The sequence below is a fragment of the Pedobacter sp. UC225_61 genome (assembly GCF_044452285.1).
In the GTDB taxonomy this organism is placed as follows: Bacteria; Bacteroidota; Bacteroidia; order Sphingobacteriales; family Sphingobacteriaceae; genus Pedobacter.
Genome location: NZ_JBIOAL010000001.1, coordinates 1,618,378 through 1,636,954, shown reverse-complemented (window position 1 = coordinate 1,636,954; position 18,577 = coordinate 1,618,378). Strand labels below are relative to the sequence as shown.

At 35.2% G+C, this 18,577-nt stretch carries 17 protein-coding genes; 15 read left to right on the top strand and 2 right to left on the bottom strand.

Annotated features, from left to right (window positions below; translation table 11 throughout):
* Positions 1-2 precede the first annotated feature (2 nt).
* Genes ACHMWN_RS07810 through ACHMWN_RS07785 form a run of 6 tightly spaced genes read left to right on the top strand, consistent with a single transcriptional unit; the run spans position 3 to position 5,802 of the window.
* Positions 3-1,055 (top strand): sugar phosphate isomerase/epimerase family protein, encoded by a 1,053-nt coding sequence (locus tag ACHMWN_RS07810; RefSeq protein WP_397299346.1) that lies wholly within the window; start codon positions 3-5, stop codon positions 1,053-1,055.
* Positions 1,056-1,065: 10 nt separating this feature from the next.
* A complete protein-coding gene (locus ACHMWN_RS07805) occupies positions 1,066-1,446 on the top strand; it encodes a c-type cytochrome (RefSeq protein ID WP_397299344.1) in 381 nt (126 codons plus the stop codon).
* Between the two features lie 23 nt (positions 1,447-1,469).
* Positions 1,470-2,927, top strand: coding sequence for a Gfo/Idh/MocA family protein (locus ACHMWN_RS07800; protein WP_397299341.1), 1,458 nt, complete (start codon positions 1,470-1,472; stop codon positions 2,925-2,927).
* A 24-nt stretch (positions 2,928-2,951) separates the two neighbouring features.
* Positions 2,952-3,647, top strand: a complete 696-nt coding sequence (locus ACHMWN_RS07795; protein ID WP_397299339.1) for a DUF1080 domain-containing protein — start codon at positions 2,952-2,954, stop codon at positions 3,645-3,647.
* 26 nt (positions 3,648-3,673) lie between these two features.
* Positions 3,674-4,903 carry a nucleoside permease gene (locus ACHMWN_RS07790; RefSeq protein ID WP_397299336.1) on the top strand — a complete coding sequence of 410 codons (1,230 nt, stop codon included), beginning with the start codon at positions 3,674-3,676 and terminating at the stop codon, positions 4,901-4,903.
* Positions 4,904-4,926: 23 nt separating this feature from the next.
* A complete protein-coding gene (locus tag ACHMWN_RS07785; RefSeq protein ID WP_397299334.1) occupies positions 4,927-5,802 on the top strand; it encodes a sugar phosphate isomerase/epimerase family protein in 876 nt (291 codons plus the stop codon).
* A 58-nt stretch (positions 5,803-5,860) separates the two neighbouring features.
* Here the strand turns inward: ACHMWN_RS07785 and ACHMWN_RS07780 are convergent, their stop codons facing one another.
* Positions 5,861-6,232 carry a YtxH domain-containing protein gene (locus tag ACHMWN_RS07780; RefSeq protein ID WP_397299331.1) on the bottom strand — a complete coding sequence of 124 codons (372 nt, stop codon included), beginning with the start codon at positions 6,230-6,232 and terminating at the stop codon, positions 5,861-5,863.
* 67 nt (positions 6,233-6,299) lie between these two features.
* Complete coding sequence (locus ACHMWN_RS07775) at positions 6,300-8,102, bottom strand: lamin tail domain-containing protein (RefSeq protein WP_397299330.1); 1,803 nt, start codon at positions 8,100-8,102, stop codon at positions 6,300-6,302.
* Positions 8,103-8,151: 49 nt separating this feature from the next.
* Here ACHMWN_RS07775 and ACHMWN_RS07770 point away from each other — a divergent pair, with 49 nt between their 5' ends.
* From ACHMWN_RS07770 to ACHMWN_RS07730, 9 genes are all read left to right on the top strand, one after another.
* Positions 8,152-9,144, top strand: a complete 993-nt coding sequence (locus tag ACHMWN_RS07770) for an aspartate-semialdehyde dehydrogenase (RefSeq protein ID WP_397299328.1) — start codon at positions 8,152-8,154, stop codon at positions 9,142-9,144.
* A 122-nt stretch (positions 9,145-9,266) separates the two neighbouring features.
* Positions 9,267-10,676 carry a D-alanyl-D-alanine carboxypeptidase/D-alanyl-D-alanine-endopeptidase gene (gene dacB, locus ACHMWN_RS07765; protein ID WP_397299326.1) on the top strand — a complete coding sequence of 470 codons (1,410 nt, stop codon included), beginning with the start codon at positions 9,267-9,269 and terminating at the stop codon, positions 10,674-10,676.
* Between the two features lie 63 nt (positions 10,677-10,739).
* Complete coding sequence (locus tag ACHMWN_RS07760) at positions 10,740-11,792, top strand: proline iminopeptidase-family hydrolase (protein ID WP_397299323.1); 1,053 nt, start codon at positions 10,740-10,742, stop codon at positions 11,790-11,792.
* 3 nt (positions 11,793-11,795) lie between these two features.
* Positions 11,796-12,305, top strand: coding sequence for a GNAT family N-acetyltransferase (locus ACHMWN_RS07755; RefSeq protein WP_397299320.1), 510 nt, complete (start codon positions 11,796-11,798; stop codon positions 12,303-12,305).
* A gap of 121 nt (positions 12,306-12,426) precedes the next feature.
* Positions 12,427-14,385: a beta-N-acetylhexosaminidase gene (locus tag ACHMWN_RS07750; RefSeq protein ID WP_397299317.1), complete on the top strand. Its 1,959-nt coding sequence runs from the start codon at positions 12,427-12,429 to the stop codon at positions 14,383-14,385.
* A 329-nt stretch (positions 14,386-14,714) separates the two neighbouring features.
* The gene (locus tag ACHMWN_RS07745; RefSeq protein WP_397299314.1) at positions 14,715-15,101 is read left to right on the top strand and encodes a hypothetical protein; all 387 of its coding nucleotides are present in this window, start codon (positions 14,715-14,717) and stop codon (positions 15,099-15,101) included.
* Between the two features lie 62 nt (positions 15,102-15,163).
* A complete protein-coding gene (locus ACHMWN_RS07740; protein ID WP_397299311.1) occupies positions 15,164-15,652 on the top strand; it encodes a hypothetical protein in 489 nt (162 codons plus the stop codon).
* Positions 15,653-16,664: 1,012 nt separating this feature from the next.
* Entirely contained in the window at positions 16,665-16,853 is a 189-nt protein-coding gene (locus tag ACHMWN_RS07735; RefSeq protein ID WP_397299308.1) for a hypothetical protein, read from the top strand.
* A 168-nt stretch (positions 16,854-17,021) separates the two neighbouring features.
* Positions 17,022-18,539 (top strand): glycosyltransferase family 39 protein, encoded by a 1,518-nt coding sequence (locus ACHMWN_RS07730; RefSeq protein ID WP_397299305.1) that lies wholly within the window; start codon positions 17,022-17,024, stop codon positions 18,537-18,539.
* The last annotated feature ends 38 nt before the right edge of the window (positions 18,540-18,577 follow it).

The following is an 18,577-nucleotide window of genomic DNA, read 5'->3' as shown; positions in this document are numbered from 1 at the left end:
AAATGACAACTATACAAGGACCAGCCGTATTTTTAGCCCAATTTATTGGAGATGAAGCCCCATTTAATTCGTTAGATGGAATTTGCAAGTGGGCGGCTAGTTTAGGATTTAAAGGCATTCAAATGCCAACCTTAGACAAGCGCTTTATCGATTTAAAATTGGCTGCGGAGAGTAAAACGTATGCTGATGAACTTACGGCAAAAGTAGCTTCTTACGGATTAGTGATTACCGAACTTTCTACTCATTTGCAAGGTCAATTAGTAGCTGTTAATCCAGCATACGATCAGTTATTTGATGCTTTTGCAGCAGATGAAGTGAAGAACAATCCGAAGGCTAGAACAGAATGGGCAGTACAACAATTAAAATATGCAGCCAAGGCTTCCCAAAATTTAGGATTAAAAGCGCATGCGACTTTTAGCGGTTCCTTATTATGGCACACATTTCATCCTTGGCCACAACGCCCAGAAGGATTAGTGGATGATGGTTTTACAGAATTAGCAAAACGTTGGCTACCAATTTTAAATGAATTTGATAATTGTGGTGTGGATGTTTGTTATGAAATTCATCCAGGGGAAGATTTATTTGATGGCGAAACCTATGAAATGTTTTTAGCCAAAGTAAACAATCATTCGAGAGCTTGTTTATTGTACGATCCCTCGCATTTTGTGCTCCAACAATTAGATTATATTCAGTACATCGATTTTTATCACGAAAGAATTAAAGCATTTCATGTAAAGGATGCAGAATTTAATCCGACAGGAAAACAAGGAACATTTGGCGGTTATCAAAGTTGGGCAAATCGAGCAGGTCGTTATCGTTCTCCTGGTGATGGACAAGTAGATTTTAAACGCATCTTTAGCAAATTAACTCAATACGATTACAAGGGTTGGGCAGTAATGGAATGGGAATGCTGTATTAAAGATTCGGAAACTGGCGCTAGAGAGGGTGCCGAATTTATTAAAAATCACATTATTCCAGTTACCACCAAAGCATTTGATGATTTTGCATCCGCAGGAGGCGATGCAAATTTTAACAAGAAAATTTTAGGTATATAATATAACACAGATGAAAAAAACACTTTTATTTTTAAGCGCAATAACTTTTTTATTAGCTGCGTGTGGTGGCTCAACTTCCAATTCGGATACTGCTACGACTACTACACCTGCTACAAGTGAATCTAAACCAGCAATGGAACCAGGCGAATTATTGATTGTGAAATCAGATTGTATCGGTTGTCATCATAAAGAAGATAAATTAATTGGTCCAGCTTATCAAGAAATTGCAGCAAAATATCCTGCTACAGACGAAAATGTAAATTTATTAGCCGATAAAATTGTAAAAGGTGGTAAAGGCGTTTGGGGCAATATTCCAATGACACCTCACACTAAAATAACAAACGACGAAGCCAAATCAATGGTAAAATATATTTTATCGCTTAAAAAATAACATTAACCTTAAAAAATTTTAAAATGGATAAGGCAAAAAAAGAAGTAGAAGCAGGCAGTCGACGTAATTTTTTAAAGACAACAGCTATTGCCTCTGCTGCATTTATGATTGTTCCTCGTCATGTTTTGGGCGGTAAAGGATTTTTAGCACCAAGTGATCGGTTAATTGTTGCTGGTATAGGTGTGGGCGGTAAAGGAGATTCAGATCTTCGTTTTATATCCGAAAGTGGCAAAGCAGATATTGCTTATTTATGCGATGTAGATACACGAAGAGCTGTAGAAAGTGTAAAACGTTTCCCTAAAGCTAAATTCTATAAAGACTGGAGAGAAATGTTTGATAAAGAACATAAGAACTTTGATGCCGTTACAGTTTCTACTCCAGATCACAACCATGCGGTACAAGCAATGGCTGCCATGCAATTAGGTAAACATGTGTACGTACAAAAACCACTTACTCATGATATTTTCGAAGCTCGTGCATTAACCGCAGCGGCAAAAAAATATAAAGTGGTTACTCAAATGGGAAATCAAGGTGCTTCAAATGATGGTCCACGACAAATGAAAGAATGGTATGATGCTGGTTTAATTGGTGATGTACATACGATTTATGCTTGGACAGACAGACCGGTTTGGCCTCAAGGTATTCCATGGTCTGCAAATAAAGCAGAAGTACCAGCAGAACTGGATTGGGATTTATGGTTAGGGACTGCTCCTTACAAAGATTACGTAAATAAATTAGTGCCATTTAACTGGCGTGGATGGTGGGATTATGGAACTGGTGCATTAGGTGACATGGGTTGTCACTTATTAGAAACTCCTTTTAGCGTATTGAATTTAAAATATGCGAAAGAAGTTGAAGCAAGTGTAGGTTCTGTTTATGTGGATGAATTTAAACGAGGTTATTTCCCTGAAAGTTGCCCTCCATCAAGTCACGTAACCTTAAAATTCCCTAAAACCAATAAAACCAAAGGTGATGTAACTGTACATTGGATGGATGGTGGAATTCAACCAACACGACCTGAAGAATTAATGGCAAATGAAAAATTCGGAGACGGTGGAAATGGAACATTATTTATCGGTACTAAAGGAAAAATGACATCAGAAACGTATGGAAGAAATCCACAACTTTTACCATTAAGCAAAACAAAAGATATTAAAGTGCCTGCAAAATTTGCTCGTGTAACCGGCGGAGAAAATGGCCATTATGCACAATGGGTAGAAGCATGTATTGCAGGTCATGGTAAAAAAGAATTAAGTTCTCCTTTCGAAATCGCAGGACCATTAACTGAATGTTTATTGATGGCTAATTTGGCTATTCGTGCAGCTGATATTCAGGGTAAAAATGCAGAAGGTAAAACTATTTATCCTGGGAGGTACAAAAAATTATTGTGGGATAACGACAATATGAAGGTGACAAATTTTGATGAGGTTAATCAATTTGTGAAAAGAGAATACCGCAAAGGTTGGACTTTAGGGGTTTAATTACAGATATTAAAAATTACTAAAATGAAACAATATATAGCATCGGCACTGGTATTAATCGTAATGGGTTGCAGTTCTACCGCTCAAACAACAAAAGCTAAAAAAGGGTTCACTCCACTTTTTGATGGAAAAACTACATCAGGTTGGCATACTTACGGAAAAACTACCGTTGGAAGTGCTTGGCAAGTTCAAGACGGTGCTATCCATTTAGATCCGAAAACAAAAGGAAAAGACGGTGGTGGTGATTTAGTAACGGATAAAGAGTACACCAATTTCCATTTAAAATTAGAATGGAAAGTTGCTCCAAAATCAAATAGTGGCGTGATATTTTACATTCACGAAGATCCAAAATATAGTCAAACCTATAGTACAGGCCCAGAAATGCAAGTGTTAGATAATGATGGACATCCCGATGGAAAAATAACTAAACACAGAGCTGGGAACTTATATGACATGGTTAAAAGCGATATAGAGCCTGTAAAACCAGTAGGTGAATGGAATAAATCGGAAATTATTAGTGATAAAGGAAATTTAACTTTCATTTTAAATGGTGTAAAAGTAGTAAATACCACCATGTGGGATGCCAATTGGAAAGCCTTAATTGCTGGAAGTAAATTTGCCAAGTGGGAAGGTTTTGGAACCTATAAAACTGGCAAAATATCGTTGCAAGATCACGGAGATGAAGTGTGGTATAGAAACATATCGATTAAAGAATTGTAAAAGAACTAAACCTAACCAAACATAAAATGAACTCAACAACTCGCATCAAATTATCATTCATGATGTTCCTAGAATTTTTTATCTGGGGCGCATGGTTTGTAACACTAGGCACATTTTTGGCAACAAATTTAAAAGCATCTGGCCCAGAAACTGGCTCAGTTTTTTCAACTCAATCTTGGGGAGCCATTATTGCTCCGTTTATTATTGGGTTAATTGCAGATCGATATTTTAATGCCGAAAAAATCTTAGGTGTTTTGCATATTGTTGGTGCCATTTTAATGTATCAAATGTATAATTCAACAGATATATCTACATTCTATCCTTACGTATTGGCTTATATGATACTTTATATGCCTACGTTGGCTTTAGTGAACTCTGTTTCATTTAATCAGATGCAAGATCCTGAAAAAGAGTTTTCTACAATTAGAATATGGGGAACTTTAGGATGGATTGCTGCTGGTTTATTAATTAGCTATTTTTTCCATTGGGATTCGCAAGAAAGCACCACCGCAGGATTATTAAAAAACACTTTTCTTATGGCTGGAATTGCATCTTTAGTATTAGGATTATTTAGTTTTATCCTGCCTAAAACACCACCTAAAGTTGCAAAAGGAGAAAAAGTAACCGTATCAGATATTTTAGGATTAGATGCTTTAAAACTATTAAAAGATAAGAACTTCTTAATTTTCTTTGTTTCTTCTATATTAATCTGCATTCCTTTAGCATTTTACTATCAAAATGCCAATTTATTCTTATCTAAAATCGGTGTCGATAATCCTACTGGTAAAATGACGATTGGACAAGCTTCTGAAGTAATTTTTCTATTGTTCATTCCAATTTTCTTTAAAAAGTTCGGTTTCAAAAAAACGATTCTTGTAGGTATGCTTGCTTGGGCAGTTAGATACGTTTTATTCGCCTATGGCAATGCAGGCGAATTAAGCTTTATGTTATTAATCGGAATAGCACTACATGGAATTTGTTATGACTTTTTCTTTGTTTCAGGTCAGATTTATACCAACTCTAAAGCGGGAGAAAAGTTCAAGAGCTCTGCACAAGGCCTAATTACGCTAGCTACTTATGGCATTGGCATGCTTATTGGATTTATGGTTGCAGGGCAAATTACAGAAATGTATAAAGTGGGTGGAGAAGAAAATTGGAAAATGATTTGGATTATCCCAGCTGGAATTGCATTTGTTGTATTTATACTCTTCGCTGTTTTATTTAATGATAAAACTAAACCAGAAGCTACTACCTAATTTATAATTAAACGTAAATCCTCATGAATTCAAGACGATCATTTATTAAACAAACAGGCCTAATTGCGGCTGCTGTTGCAGTATCTCCATCATTCGCATGTACGCCTGTTGCTAAACATCCAGTAGGTTTACAATTATACAGTTTAAGAGATATCATTAAAAATGATATCAAAGGAATAATTGAAAAAGTTGCAGCAATTGGATATAAAGAAGTAGAAACCTATGGCTATTCTGTAAAGGATAAATTTTGGGGATTAGATGCAAAAACTTTTGATAATTTATTAAAAGCAAATGGTATAAAAGCACCAAGCGGTCATTATGGAATGGATAATTTTATTGCAGGCAAAAATAGCGATGAATTGAAATCTTATATCGAAGCAGCAAATATTACTGGGGGTGAATATGTAACCGTTCCTTATTTGGGAGATTCGCTTAGAAAAACAGCAGATGATTATAAAAAAATTGCAGGCAAACTTAATGAGGCTGCGGTTTTATGTAAAGCATCTGGCTTAAAATTAGCATACCACAACCACAATTTTGAATTTACAAAGTTTGGTAATACAACTGGATATGAAATTTTACTAAGTGAGACAGATAAAAATCTTGTAGATTTTGAGATGGACTTATATTGGGTAGCACGTTCTGGGGTAGATCCGTTATCGCTTTTCAAAACGCATCAACATCGTTTTACCATGTGGCACATAAAAGATATGGATAAAACTAAAAATGATGTAAATACAGAAATTGGCCAAGGAGCCGTAGATTTTAAATCGATATTTACTGGCGCAAAAATGGCTGGTGTAAAACACTATTTTGTTGAACACGAATTTAATTATAAACCCGATGAATTAGGCTCAATAAAAACCAGTTTCAATTACGTTAACAATCAATTGTTGTAATAAGACTTTCAAAATTCAATTTTCATTGGTAAACAATGAAAATTGAATTTAGTACTATCTAGCTAATTTCTTGTTTAGTATGTTGGTCATCAACATGACTTTCGTGAATAATATCTCTAATATCTGATTTACGTTTTTTAACTGGCGTGCGAACAAAATGTGGAACTTCTGGAGCAACATCATCTTTGTGCTCTTCAAAATTATTACCTGATATTCTATTTTTTAATGTAGCGTAAGTATCTCTAGCAGAGTTTCCTAAATCTTTTGCTTTATCGCTAATTAGTTTACGTGCATCTTTTCCACTTTCTGGAGCGAATAAAATACTAAGTACTGCCCCAGCAGCTAAACCTGCAACTATTGCCACTGCTACTTGACCGTTATTACTTGATTTTTGAGAAAGAATTTTCCCTATTAATTTTCCATATTTCATAATCATTCCTTTTTTTAAAACAACAAACACGTTTTCATATTGTTTAAAAAAATCTGAATATTAGTTGCTAATTCAGTCTTGTTGCTAAAACACAGGTTTGCTTAAAGTGCTCAACTTTACCATTTAAGGCAAAAGTATCAAACTTAATCACGTAAATACCAACTTTACTTTGCTGACCATTGTCGTTGATGCCATCCCAGCTAAAACTTCCAGTAGTTGCAATTGTTGTATTTCGTTCAAGTTTGCGAACAAGTATTCCTTTATCGGAATAAATGTTAACAGTGGCTAAATTTCCGTTAGTTACAAACTGATAATCAATTCGCAATGCATCTTCAAAGCCATCTCCATCTGGAGAAAAAGTTTTACTCGTTAAACTTACATTGCTTTTAATAAGTGAAGGATCTTCTTCTTGTGAATTTCTATACGTTGGCGTTGCAAAACCAATTGTGGCTGCGGCTGATTTAAAATTACCCAATTCAGTGGTGGGTTTTGTAAATGAAACCCTTTCTAAAGCAACACCATCTACATTTTGTAAAAGAGGAATATGCATTTTATCCGTGTAATCCAATCGATCCAATACTTCTTGAGACGCCATTAAGATTACAGCACCTTTATCATTGTTATAAGATGGCAAGCTACTCATTTGTACAAATTGATTTGGAAATTTCGCCTCATATTGCTCTTTAACTATAGCTGGCTTAGTAGTGAGCACCCAATAGGTTTTCGCTGGCATATATACAGCTGTTGTACTAACGTTTTTATGATTAGCTGGACTTCCACTCACATCGGCATTTGCTAACTGTACTGTAGCCAAATCTAAAACCTGATTTGTGTTATTGTAAATTTCTATAAAATCAACTCCACCGGTTTTAGGATTAACCAAAATCTCACTAATTAATAGATCTCCTTTTTTAAGTGTATAAGGCTTTAAATAAAAGAATGAAGTTGCATTATTAACGCCAATTACATTCCCTTTTAAATCTTTAACATTGTTAACTGTTAACTTATAATCACCTGAAGGCAAAGCCGATGGGTATGTTAGCTTATAAACAGTTGGTACGCTTGTAGTAGTTATAGAAACAGGATTACCCAAATTAGCAATCGCATAATTATTCTCCATCAAGGCAGAAGAAGATTCCAATCGTTCAGAAAAAATAGCTTCTACAGTAAATTCATCCAACGCTTTTGCACTTACTAAAGTTGGTGCTGTTACATCTGGTATTAATTCTGTAATGCTAAAATCATCGAATGTAAAACCAGTAGATCTTGTAGCTGTATACTTGCAAAATACACCAAACCAATCCGAATTGGTAAACGTTAAATCGGTCGCACTTCCTTCCAGTACATAATTAGTTCCACCAGTTATATCTGTGTATAGTTCCCATTTTCCATCATCGTTTCTAGTTACGCGAACTTGTGCTAAAAGTTTGTTTGCATCCACCCTTGTTCTTGCAGGACCATCGATAATTTTGCTTACCGTTGTACCTGTTTGTTTGTACAAATCATAGCTGTCTGAGCTTCCGCTTTCTCCTATTTGGACAAAATATCCATTTAAAGGTCCATTTAAATCCTGTTGATCAGAAATTAAATAAATTCTTGCTAAGTTACTTGTCGAAGGATCAAAACTCATTTGCACAGAGAATTCCCATTTGGCATTTGTAGCATAAGTGTTTGCAGTTGACAAGGTAACTGTTTGAGCAGTAGAACTTAAAGAAGATTTTAATTGCTTTGCAGCATTGACATTAAACAATGATGTACTCCCCACCCAATTTGGATTTGTAGTGAAATCTCCATCACTAAAGTCATCAGAAACTTGGCCGAATGTAAGTTTAACACTCAGCAGCATTAAAAAAAGTAAACTTTTTCTCATATTTGGTAGATATTAAGAATTTACTAAATATATAAAAAAACAGAGAAAAATGAAAGTTGCAGTAGTAGGTGCTACCGGATTGGTTGGTACCGTAATGTTAAAAGTATTGGAAGAAAGAAATTTCCCATTGACAGAATTAATCCCAGTAGCATCTGAAAAGAGCGTTGGTAAGTTAATTACGTTCAAGGGTAAACAGTTTCCAATCGTTAGCATGGATACTGCGATTGGAATGCGTCCGGATATTGCATTGTTTTCTGCTGGCGGAAGCACTTCTTTAGAACATGCTCCTCGTTTTAAAGAAGCAGGTACTACAGTTATTGACAATTCTTCTGCTTGGAGAATGGATCCAAACATCCCGTTGGTTGTGCCAGAAGTTAATGCTAACATTTTATCACTTGACGATAAAATCATTGCAAATCCAAATTGTTCTACCATTCAGATGGTAGTTGCTTTAAAACCATTACACGATAAATATAAAATTAAACGTGTGGTTGTTTCTACGTATCAATCGGTTACGGGTACAGGTGTTAAGGCTGTTGACCAAATGATGAATGAGCGAAAAGGCGTTTATGATGGCGAAATGGCTTATCCATATCAAATCGATTTAAATGTTATTCCTCAAATTGATGTATTTACTGAAAATGGGTATACAAAAGAGGAAATGAAAATGATTAATGAAACCCGTAAAATTATGGGTGATGAGAATATCCGTTTAACTGCTACAACAGTTCGTATTCCAGTAATGGGCGGTCACTCAGAATCAGTAAACATTGAGTTTGAAAATGAATTTGATTTAGCTGAAGTTACTTCATTATTAGAAAAAACAGAAGGCATTATTGTGGTAGACGATGTTGCTAACTTAAAATATCCAATGCCAAAAGATGCACATGAAAAAGATGAAGTTTTTGTAGGTCGCATTCGTAGAGATGAATCGATGCCAAATACGCTGAACATGTGGATTGTTGCTGATAACTTGCGTAAAGGTGCGGCTACAAATGCGGTTCAAATTGCCGAATACTTGGTGAGAAAAGAATTAGTATAATCGAATTAAACGTATAAGTTTACGTTTTAAGTCCATATCTTTAACTAAATAATTTAAAAGTGATGTATTTGATGCATCACTTTTTTAGTTTAAATCGTTTTATAACAGATCAATCCTTTAAAATGAAAATTTTTAAGCTCCAACTCCTATTTATATTTTGTTCCCTAACAAGCTTTGCACAATTTCCAATAGCAAAGTTAGAGCAAGCTTATCAGAATTTAGTAGATGACCCACAAGCAAAATATGCCATTACATCGCTTTGCATATTAGATGCACAAACAGGAAAAGTAATTTTTGCTAAAAACGAAAATATAGGATTAGCAACAGCATCTACGTTAAAAACAATCACGTCAGCAACAGCTTTTAGCGTTCTGGGTAAAGATTTTAAATACCAAACTACCTTAGCTTACAGTGGAAAAATTACTTCTGATGGGACTTTACAAGGTGATTTAATTATTAGTGGTAGTGGTGATCCAACATTAGGTTCATGGCGTTACGAGCAAACTAAAGAAAATTCAGTTTTAACTACTTGGGTAAATGCAATTAAAGCTGTTGGCATTAAAAAAATCGAAGGTTCGGTAATTGGAGATGACAGTTTGTTCGGTACTCAAACTATGCCCGAAGGTTGGATTTGGCAAGATATGGGAAATTATTATGGCGCTGGAAGTTCAGCACTTACTTGGCGAGAAAATCAATTTGATATTCATTTAAAACCTGGTGGAAGTACTGGAGCAGAAGTTAGTGTGCAAAAAGTTGTTCCAGCAATGCCTTATTTAAAAGTAGTAAATGAACTTAAAACGGGTTCATCAGGTTCTGGCGATAATGCCTATGCTTTTTTACCGCCATACAGCAATTTAGCGTATTTACGTGGCACTTGGGGAATGGGAATTAGCAAAGCTGGAATTTCTTTAGCACTACCCGACCCTGCTTATGATGCCGCCTATCGTTTACAAGACACGTTATTACGCTTAACTATTACCAGCACAAAGGAAGCCACAACTACAAGACGATTGGACTTAGAAGGTAAAACTGTACCAACTGTAACTCAAAAATTAGCAACCATTAGTTCGCCAGATTTAAGTGAAATTGTGTACTGGTTTAATAAAAAAAGCATTAATCTTTACGGAGAACAATTACTTAAAACCATTGCGTGGAAACAAGGGAAAACACCAAGTACTAGGAATGGTGCATCATCAGTTATTAATTTTTGGTCTGCCAAAGGGATTGACAGAAATGCATTAAATATCTTAGATGGTAGCGGTCTTTCTCCGGGAACTAGAGTAACTACTTCAGCAATGGCTTCTGTCCTATTTCAAGCACAGAAAGAAGATTGGTTTGCAGCTTATTACAATTCTTTCCCAGAAAATAATGGCATGAAATTAAAAAGCGGCAGTATTAATGATGTTTCAGCTTATGCTGGATATTATACCGATAAAAATGGAAACAAATACATTGCCGTGATCAATATCAACAACTATAACGGAGGTGGCATTAGCAAAAAACTATTTAAAGTTTTAGATGCATTGAAATAAGATTAACAATGGATATAAAGATTAGAATTTATATATTCATCTTTTAATTTAACCTCTAACATCATGAATACCAAAAACTTACTTTACCTTGGAGTTTTTCTAGTGTGTTTTACTGTATGCGCTTGCACCAACAAAAACAACTCAGAAAATAGTTCGATAGCTTATTTTAATACAGTAGATACAGGTGTATTAGATGGAGGAATTAAAATTATTCCTATTCAAACTCCAAAGGAAAAATTTAACGTTTGGACTAAACGTATTGGTAATAACCCTAAAATAAAGCTATTACTCTTAAATGGCGGACCAGGCGCTACTCACGAGTATTTCGAATGCATGGAAAGCTTTCTTCCAAAAGAAGGAATTGAATTTATCTATTATGATCAATTAGGTTGTGGCAATTCAGACAATCCTAAAGACACCGCAATGTGGGATTTGGGTCGTTATGTGGAGGAGGTAGAACAAGTTAGAGTAGCCTTACATTTAGATAAGGACAACTTCTACTTGTTAGGTCATTCTTGGGGTGGAATTTTAGCCATGCAATATGCGCTAAAGTACCAACAACACATGAAAGGGTTGATTGTAAGCAATATGATGTCGAGTATTCCCGATTACGGAAAATATGCGGATGAGGTATTAGCAAAACAAATGGATCCGCAAGTGCTCAAAAAAATTAGAGATATGGAAGCAAAAAATGATTTTGCAAATCCAGAATACATGGGTCTGTTAATGCCAAACTTCTATGTAAAACACATTTGTCGCATTCCTTTAGATCAATGGCCTGAGCCTATCAATAGATCGTTTAGTAAAATGAACCAATCTTTATATGTAACCATGCAAGGCCCAAGCGAATTTGGCGTTTCTGGTAAATTATTAAAATGGGATATTAAAGATCAGCTTAAAAATATTACCATACCAGCGTTAAGTATAGGTGCGCAGTATGATACCATGGATCCAAAGCATATGGAATGGATGGCATCAGCCTTTAAAAATGGTAGTTATTTGTATTGTAAAAACGGCAGTCACATGAGTTTATACGATGACCAACAAACGTATATGAAAGGAATCATTAAATTTATGAAAGGTGTAAATGCTGGCGAAAATAAAATGAAGTTTTAGCCAATGCAATTTGAACTTCGTCCTTTTCATCTTAGCGATTTAAGCAGCTTGGTAAAACATGCTAATAATTATAATATCGCCAAAAACCTGAGCAATAAATTCCCTTTTCCCTATACACAAGATCATGGTGTTGCTTTTATCAACTTAGCATTATCTGCAAATCCATTGCAAATATTTGCCATTGTAGTGAATGGTGAAGTTGCCGGTTCTATTGGTGTTCATCCGCAAACAGATTTCTATTGCAAAAATGCCGAAATGGGCTATTGGATAGCAGAAGAATATTGGGGACAAGGTATTGTTCCTGAAGCCGTAAAACTAATGGTGAACTATGGGTTTAAAACTTTTGATATTACTCGGATTTTTGCCCGAACATTTGACACTAATTTTAAATCGCAACGCGTTTTAGAAAAGGTAGGTTTCACCTTAGAAGCTGAACTTAAAGAGACCTTCTACAAAAACGGAACGGTTTACGATGAATTAATCTATGCTGTTAGAAAACCTATTAATGTATAATAAACAACATTTGTCATTCTGAGTGCAACGAAGAAATCTCATAAAGAGATTCCTCCAAAGTCGGAATGACAAAAGAATTTAATAAATTGCAGTTTTAAGTTTAATCCCAATTATAACCTACATGAAACTTACCATTCCGTTCGTATTTCTTTTATTCGTTAACATCAACATTTTCGCTCAATCCATAGAAAGTTCTACAGAAACTTTTTCCAATAGCGAACCCATAACTAATAGTGAGATTGCAATTATCCCAGAGCCTGTTTCGGTGATGAAACAAGCTGGACATTTTGTGTTGCCAGCAAACATTGTTATTCAAGCCAATAAATCTCCAGAGTTAAAACAAACCGTTGCTTTTTTACAAGAACGTTTGTCAACTCCTACTGGATATTACACCAGCATTATTAGTACCCCATCTGCAACTGCAACTTTCAAGTTAATTTTAAACGATAAACAAGATGCAACTCTAGGTACAGAAGGTTACCATATCACAGTTGGTTTAAAACAAGTAATTATTAGGGCAAATAAACCTGCGGGTTTATTTTATGGCGTACAAACAGTAGTGCAATTGTTGCCAAAAGAAATAGAAAGCAAAGAAGAAGTTAAGGGCATAAGATGGACAATGCCTTGTGTAGAAATAACTGACTATCCACGTTTAGGTTGGAGAGGACTAATGTTTGATGTAGCTAGACATTTCTTTACTAAACAAGAGGTAAAGCAATATATAGATGCAATGGTGCGCTATAAATACAATGTTTTGCATTTACACTTGGCAGATGATGAGGGATGGAGAATAGAAATTAAAGGCTTACCAAAACTAACTGAAGTAGGTGCATGGAATGTAAAACGTGTAGGATCTTTTGGAGATTTTATTCCGCCTACGGCAGATGAACCACGTAATTATGGAGGTTTTTATACGCAAGAAGACATTAAAGAATTGGTAGCCTATGCTAAAGAACGTTTTGTAGACATTATGCCAGAAATAGATGTTCCTGGACATAGTTTAGCTGCAATAGCTTCGTATCCAGAATTATCTTGTACACCAGAAGCGGTAAATTATAAAGTGCGCAGTGGTGAAAAAATTATGGACTGGAGCCGTGGTGCACCCCCGTTGGGTTTAGTAGATAATACGTTGTGTCCAGCTAATGAAAAAGTATATGTTTTTTTAGATACCGTATTTACACAAGTTGCAAAATTGTTCCCGTTCCCATATATCCACGTAGGTGGAGATGAAGTTGCCCGTAATTTTTGGGAAAAGAATGATCAAATAAAAGAATTGATGAAGCGTGAGGGCTTAAAAACCATTCCAGAAGTACAAGGTTATTTTGAGAAAAGAGTAGAACAGATTATCGTTTCTAAAGGCAAAAAGTTTATGGCATGGGATGAAGTTTTAGAAGGAGGCGTTTCAAAAACCGCAGCAGTAATGAGCTGGCGTAACATGCAACATGGAACAGAAGCTGCTAAAGCAGGTCATGAAGTCGTAATGTCTCCAACTCAATATGCGTATATAGATTACATGCAGGCAGATGCAATTACCGAACCTAAGGTATATGCATCGCTTAGATTAAGCAAAGCTTACGAATTTGACCCAATACCAGAGGGTGTAAATCCAGTTTATATTAAAGGTGGACAAGCAAATTTATGGACAGAACAAGTGTATAACATCCGTCAGGCAGAATACATGACTTGGCCACGTGGTTTTGCTATTGCCGAATCAGTATGGTCGCCTAAAGAAAAAAAGAATTGGACTAACTTTTTTGCTCGTACCGAACAACATTTTAAACGTTTAGATGTTGCAGAAACCAAATACGCACCAAGTGTGTATGATCCTATTTTTTCTGTAAAACGAAGTGCTGATAGACAATTATCAATTAGTTTAAGTACAGAAGTAGAAGGTTTAGATATGTATTATAGTTTTGATAACTCGTTTCCAGATCGTTTTTACCCTAAATATACTGCGCCATTAGTACCACCTGTTGATGCTACTGTGTTAAAGGTAATTACCTATCGTGGTAAAACTCCAGTAGGTAGAATGATGAATATGCCAATTGAAGAATTAAACAAACGAGCAGGTAAGAAGTAATGTCTCACTTGTGATTTGAATTAAGTTCAGCCCCATCTAGCGCAAGCGTCCCGCTTGTGGTATAGTTAAATAAAAGTTCAGTATAATGTATGCTGAACTTTTTTGTTTTAAAGGTGGCTTTATATCTATTCAATAACTATATTCGATATTAAGTGTAAAGTGAAGTTTAGGAATGGCTTTTTTTATATTTAGTCACAAGAGAGACGCTTGCGCCAGAGTGAAAAGTAGATAAAAGTTATGCTTTATAAAAAAGATTTCGACTTGGCTAAAACAGCTTGTCATTTAGTCGTAATACTAATATTTCGGCAGCTAGATGTAATACGTAAAAAATGAAAAAGGTATTTGCTTACATCTTTTATAGTATGACTAAGTTTTATCTTAAATGGGACGGTAAAAAAGGAATAGTTGCAGTTTGTGGAGTCAGCATGATACAGACATTGCTCCTTGCAGACTTATGCATATTTCTTATGAAATTTTATTTTGAACAAGATGAAATAAAACCATATTCTAAAATTGTCTCCTACTTTTTTGGTCTATTCTTTTTTATTCTTAGTACCATTAATGAGTATTACTATAAAAATAAATATGATAAGTTCAGGCTCTATTGGAAAGATGAGACTGATTCTCAAAAAATATCTCGAGGGTTTTTAGTAGTAGTTTCCTTAATAGTTCCTTGGGTGTTGCTTTTCTTTATTATGAAAATTAATAAAACATAATCATTTTTATGTGACTTCAATATTTAGTTCCTAATTATAACTTAAGGGATAAAATTTCAGGTATGACAAAAACAAAAATAATTATTTTAATTGTAGGAGTAATAATAATAGGTTTCCTCGGAGCATTACTATCTGCGGGTAATAATGCTTATTCACAGAAGTATGAATTTTATTGTGAAAAAGAATTGATGATTAAAAAACTAACAGAATTTAAAAAGGAAAACCCGAATTTACAACCTGCAAAGGAAACTGGTTTAACTGATTCTTATGCTAAAGACCAGTATTATTACCATTCTTATTTTTATTGGCAAGATGAAGATAGAATTATTCATATTTTAACTTCCCAAAAAGATAATGAACAAACAAAATCAATAATTTCTTTTGAAGCAGTAAACGAGGGTTTAACTCTTGGTCATTGGAAGAGAATAAACAAAGATTTTGATAGAAAGGAGAATATTCGAATAAAAAGTAAGTTTGAGAAAGAGCTTTTAAATAAGCTTAAATTGAATTATAAAAATTTGGGGAACGACATGTTCATATTTTGGAAGTAGAGATTTCCCACATATCTAGCCTCACCAAGCACAAGCACCCCGCTTGTCCTATAGTTAATAATAGTTCAACATACGATAAGTGTATGCTGAACTTTTTTGTTTTAAATGTATTTTAAATCCGTTCAAAAAACTTATATCGATATTAGGTAACCTACAAGTTTAGGAACGGCTTTTCCAAAGATTTCTCCGCTGCGGTCGAAATGACGCGACCGCGTAACAACCTTACCAAAACCACAAACCATTCCTAAGAACTACGGACGGCCTTGAAGCATTCCGAAGGAGAACGCATTCAAACTTTTGCACCGCCCTAGAACAACCACTATCCAAGACAGAAAGCAGTTCGATCCGATAGGTATCTGATTTTATCGAACCTTTTTCTGTCGCTTTAAAAGTTTGGATAGCGTAATCCGAGCAATGATTCACAGCCTTGATGTTATTCATTAGCCTTTATTTTTTTTATCGGTATTCATGCTCTCGCAAGCTCGGGATTGTTACTTTTTCATCAAGGAAAACTGCGTAGCACTCTTGAACACCCCAAAAATAAGCGCTCGTGAAAAAAGGAACTTGATCCTTCGGCTATCAAGAGCCGAGGCAAGCCAGAGTGTGAGGTGAAGAATAGATCCTTCGCTACGCTCGGGATGACAAGCGTGGGGTAAGCATGCAAGTAGGAGATTGCCACGACTTGTGAAAAACAAGTCTCGCAAAGACGGGCATGGGGACAATGACGCCAACCTTACAACTTCCCTAACCCCCAAACCACTTACTGCCTCATCTAGTGCAAGCGTCCCCCTTGTGTCCGAGTTAATAAGATTTCCGCATGCCATATATTGCCATGAAAGTTAGCATGAGAATCATTTTAACCTATTTCTGCAAAAAGTGGTATAATTAGGTATAAAACGTCTAAAAATTGTTGTTTTAGAACATATGCGTAACAATGGTGTAAAACCTGTTCAAATTTGATCAAAACCCTGTAGTTTAAGCACGTTTTGATACGGAAATTTGGTTTTTCCCGATGGGAAATGTCAATTTCCCATTACGCAAAGGACATTTCCCGTTACGCAAAGGACATTTCCCATCACGCAAAGAGCTTTTCCCATCACGCAAAGGATATTTCCCATCACTTAAAGGACATTTCCCGTTACGCAAAGGACATTTCCTATCACGCAAAGAGCATTTCCCATTGGGAAAAACGGAAAAATAGAGAAGAAAAAGACAATTACATTCAGGTACCCTCCATCTCTGTTCAAATTTTCTAGTTGAATTTCTTTAAAGATTAATATTACTTAAATCCTTTCCATAATTTGGTTAATTCGTAACAATAAGCTTTCATTCCCGCTCTAACCAAACAAACCACAAACAAAATTTCTGTATGAAAAAAGGAACCATTTTTCTATTCATTTTCATCCTTATCAAACTCATACTACAGTATGTAGTTGTAAATCCAATCTACGAACTACATCGCGATGAGTTTTTGCATCTCGATCAAGCCAAACATTTAGCATGGGGGTATCACTCTGTTCCACCTGTCACCTCTTGGCTTTCATGGTTAATTTTACAATTGGGTAACTCCTATTTTTGGATTAAGTTTTTTCCAGCACTATTTGGTGCGCTTACTATTGTAGTCGTTTGGAAAACGATAGAAACTTTAAAAGGAAGTTTATACGCATGTATTCTTGCCGCCACTGCCCTAACTTTTTCTACGCTAGTACGAATAAATATCTTATATCAGCCAAACTCTTTAGATATTCTTTGCTGGACATTGCTTTTCTTCACACTTGTTAAATTTATCCAAACCGAAAACTACAAATGGCTTTATTTTATGGCCATCAGCTTTGCTATAGGTTTTTTAAATAAGTATAATATCGCATTTTGCCTTCTAGGAATACTACCTGCACTATTGCTAAGCAAACACCGCAGCCTGTTTTTAAAACCGCAATTTTATGGAGCAATTTTACTTACCTTACTCTTAATAAGTCCTAATCTTATTTGGCAGTTTCAAAACGATTTCCCGGTCTTTAAACATTTAAAAGAATTAAATGATACCCAATTAGTTCATGTAGAACGGATGGATTTTGTGAAAGAGCAGATCTTCTTTTTCCTTGGCTCCATATTTATCCTTATTGCAGCTTTCATTTCATTCTTCAGTTACAAACCTTTTAAGAAATATCAATTACTCTTTTGGGCTTATGTTTTTACCATTGCCTTATTCATCTTTTTAAAAGCAAAAGCCTATTATGCCCTTGGTTTATACCCTATTTTCTTCGCCTTTGGCGCTATTTATTTAAGCGAAGTATTACAACAAGGTTGGAAAAAGTATCTACGTTATGTGGCTATCACTATCATCTTACTATTGTTCTTACCCATGCTAAGAATTGATTTGCCTTTAAGAACACCCGATAAATATGCAGAAGCTGCTAAACTACACAAACCTTTTAGCGAGCATAAATGGGAAGACGGGAAAATTCATCCTATTTCACAAGACTTTGCTGATATGTTGGGCTGGCAGGAATTAGCTAAAAAAACAAATTCAGTATATACTAGCCTAGCAGATAAAAAACATGTAATGATCCTTTGCGATAATTATGGACAAGCTGGAGCGGTTAATTATTACACAAAAATTAAAGGTTTAAAAGCTGATGCTTTTACTGCAGATTACGTGAATTGGTTAGACTTAACTAAAGAAATTAAAACAGTGATTAGAATTAAAACTGAAGATAATTTAAGCAATACCCGTGATCTTTCTTTATTTGGTGGCATTAAAGAAGTTGCTAAAATTGAAAGTCAATTCGCTAGAGAAAAAGGGACAAGGATTATTCTATTAAGTGATCCAAAAATAGATTTAGCTAAACTTTTGAGACAAGAAAGAGCGGCTGGAAGATTAGAATAATAGTAACCTGTCAAACAATGAATAGTGTATATTTAATC

Coding starts and splice junctions, on each gene's coding strand:
- ACHMWN_RS07810 (WP_397299346.1), top strand. CDS start 3: ATGACAACTATACAAGGACCAGCCGTATTTTTAGCCCAATTTATTGGA.
- ACHMWN_RS07780 (WP_397299331.1), bottom strand. CDS start 6,232: ATGAAATATGGAAAATTAATAGGGAAAATTCTTTCTCAAAAATCAAGT.
- ACHMWN_RS07730 (WP_397299305.1), top strand. CDS start 17,022: ATGAAAAAAGGAACCATTTTTCTATTCATTTTCATCCTTATCAAACTC.
- ACHMWN_RS07760 (WP_397299323.1), top strand. CDS start 10,740: ATGAATACCAAAAACTTACTTTACCTTGGAGTTTTTCTAGTGTGTTTT.
- ACHMWN_RS07770 (WP_397299328.1), top strand. CDS start 8,152: ATGAAAGTTGCAGTAGTAGGTGCTACCGGATTGGTTGGTACCGTAATG.
- ACHMWN_RS07785 (WP_397299334.1), top strand. CDS start 4,927: ATGAATTCAAGACGATCATTTATTAAACAAACAGGCCTAATTGCGGCT.
- dacB (WP_397299326.1), top strand. CDS start 9,267: ATGAAAATTTTTAAGCTCCAACTCCTATTTATATTTTGTTCCCTAACA.
- ACHMWN_RS07805 (WP_397299344.1), top strand. CDS start 1,066: ATGAAAAAAACACTTTTATTTTTAAGCGCAATAACTTTTTTATTAGCT.
- ACHMWN_RS07775 (WP_397299330.1), bottom strand. CDS start 8,102: ATGAGAAAAAGTTTACTTTTTTTAATGCTGCTGAGTGTTAAACTTACA.
- ACHMWN_RS07790 (WP_397299336.1), top strand. CDS start 3,674: ATGAACTCAACAACTCGCATCAAATTATCATTCATGATGTTCCTAGAA.
- ACHMWN_RS07745 (WP_397299314.1), top strand. CDS start 14,715: ATGAAAAAGGTATTTGCTTACATCTTTTATAGTATGACTAAGTTTTAT.
- ACHMWN_RS07755 (WP_397299320.1), top strand. CDS start 11,796: ATGCAATTTGAACTTCGTCCTTTTCATCTTAGCGATTTAAGCAGCTTG.
- ACHMWN_RS07795 (WP_397299339.1), top strand. CDS start 2,952: ATGAAACAATATATAGCATCGGCACTGGTATTAATCGTAATGGGTTGC.
- ACHMWN_RS07800 (WP_397299341.1), top strand. CDS start 1,470: ATGGATAAGGCAAAAAAAGAAGTAGAAGCAGGCAGTCGACGTAATTTT.
- ACHMWN_RS07735 (WP_397299308.1), top strand. CDS start 16,665: ATGGGAAATGTCAATTTCCCATTACGCAAAGGACATTTCCCGTTACGC.
- ACHMWN_RS07740 (WP_397299311.1), top strand. CDS start 15,164: ATGACAAAAACAAAAATAATTATTTTAATTGTAGGAGTAATAATAATA.
- ACHMWN_RS07750 (WP_397299317.1), top strand. CDS start 12,427: ATGAAACTTACCATTCCGTTCGTATTTCTTTTATTCGTTAACATCAAC.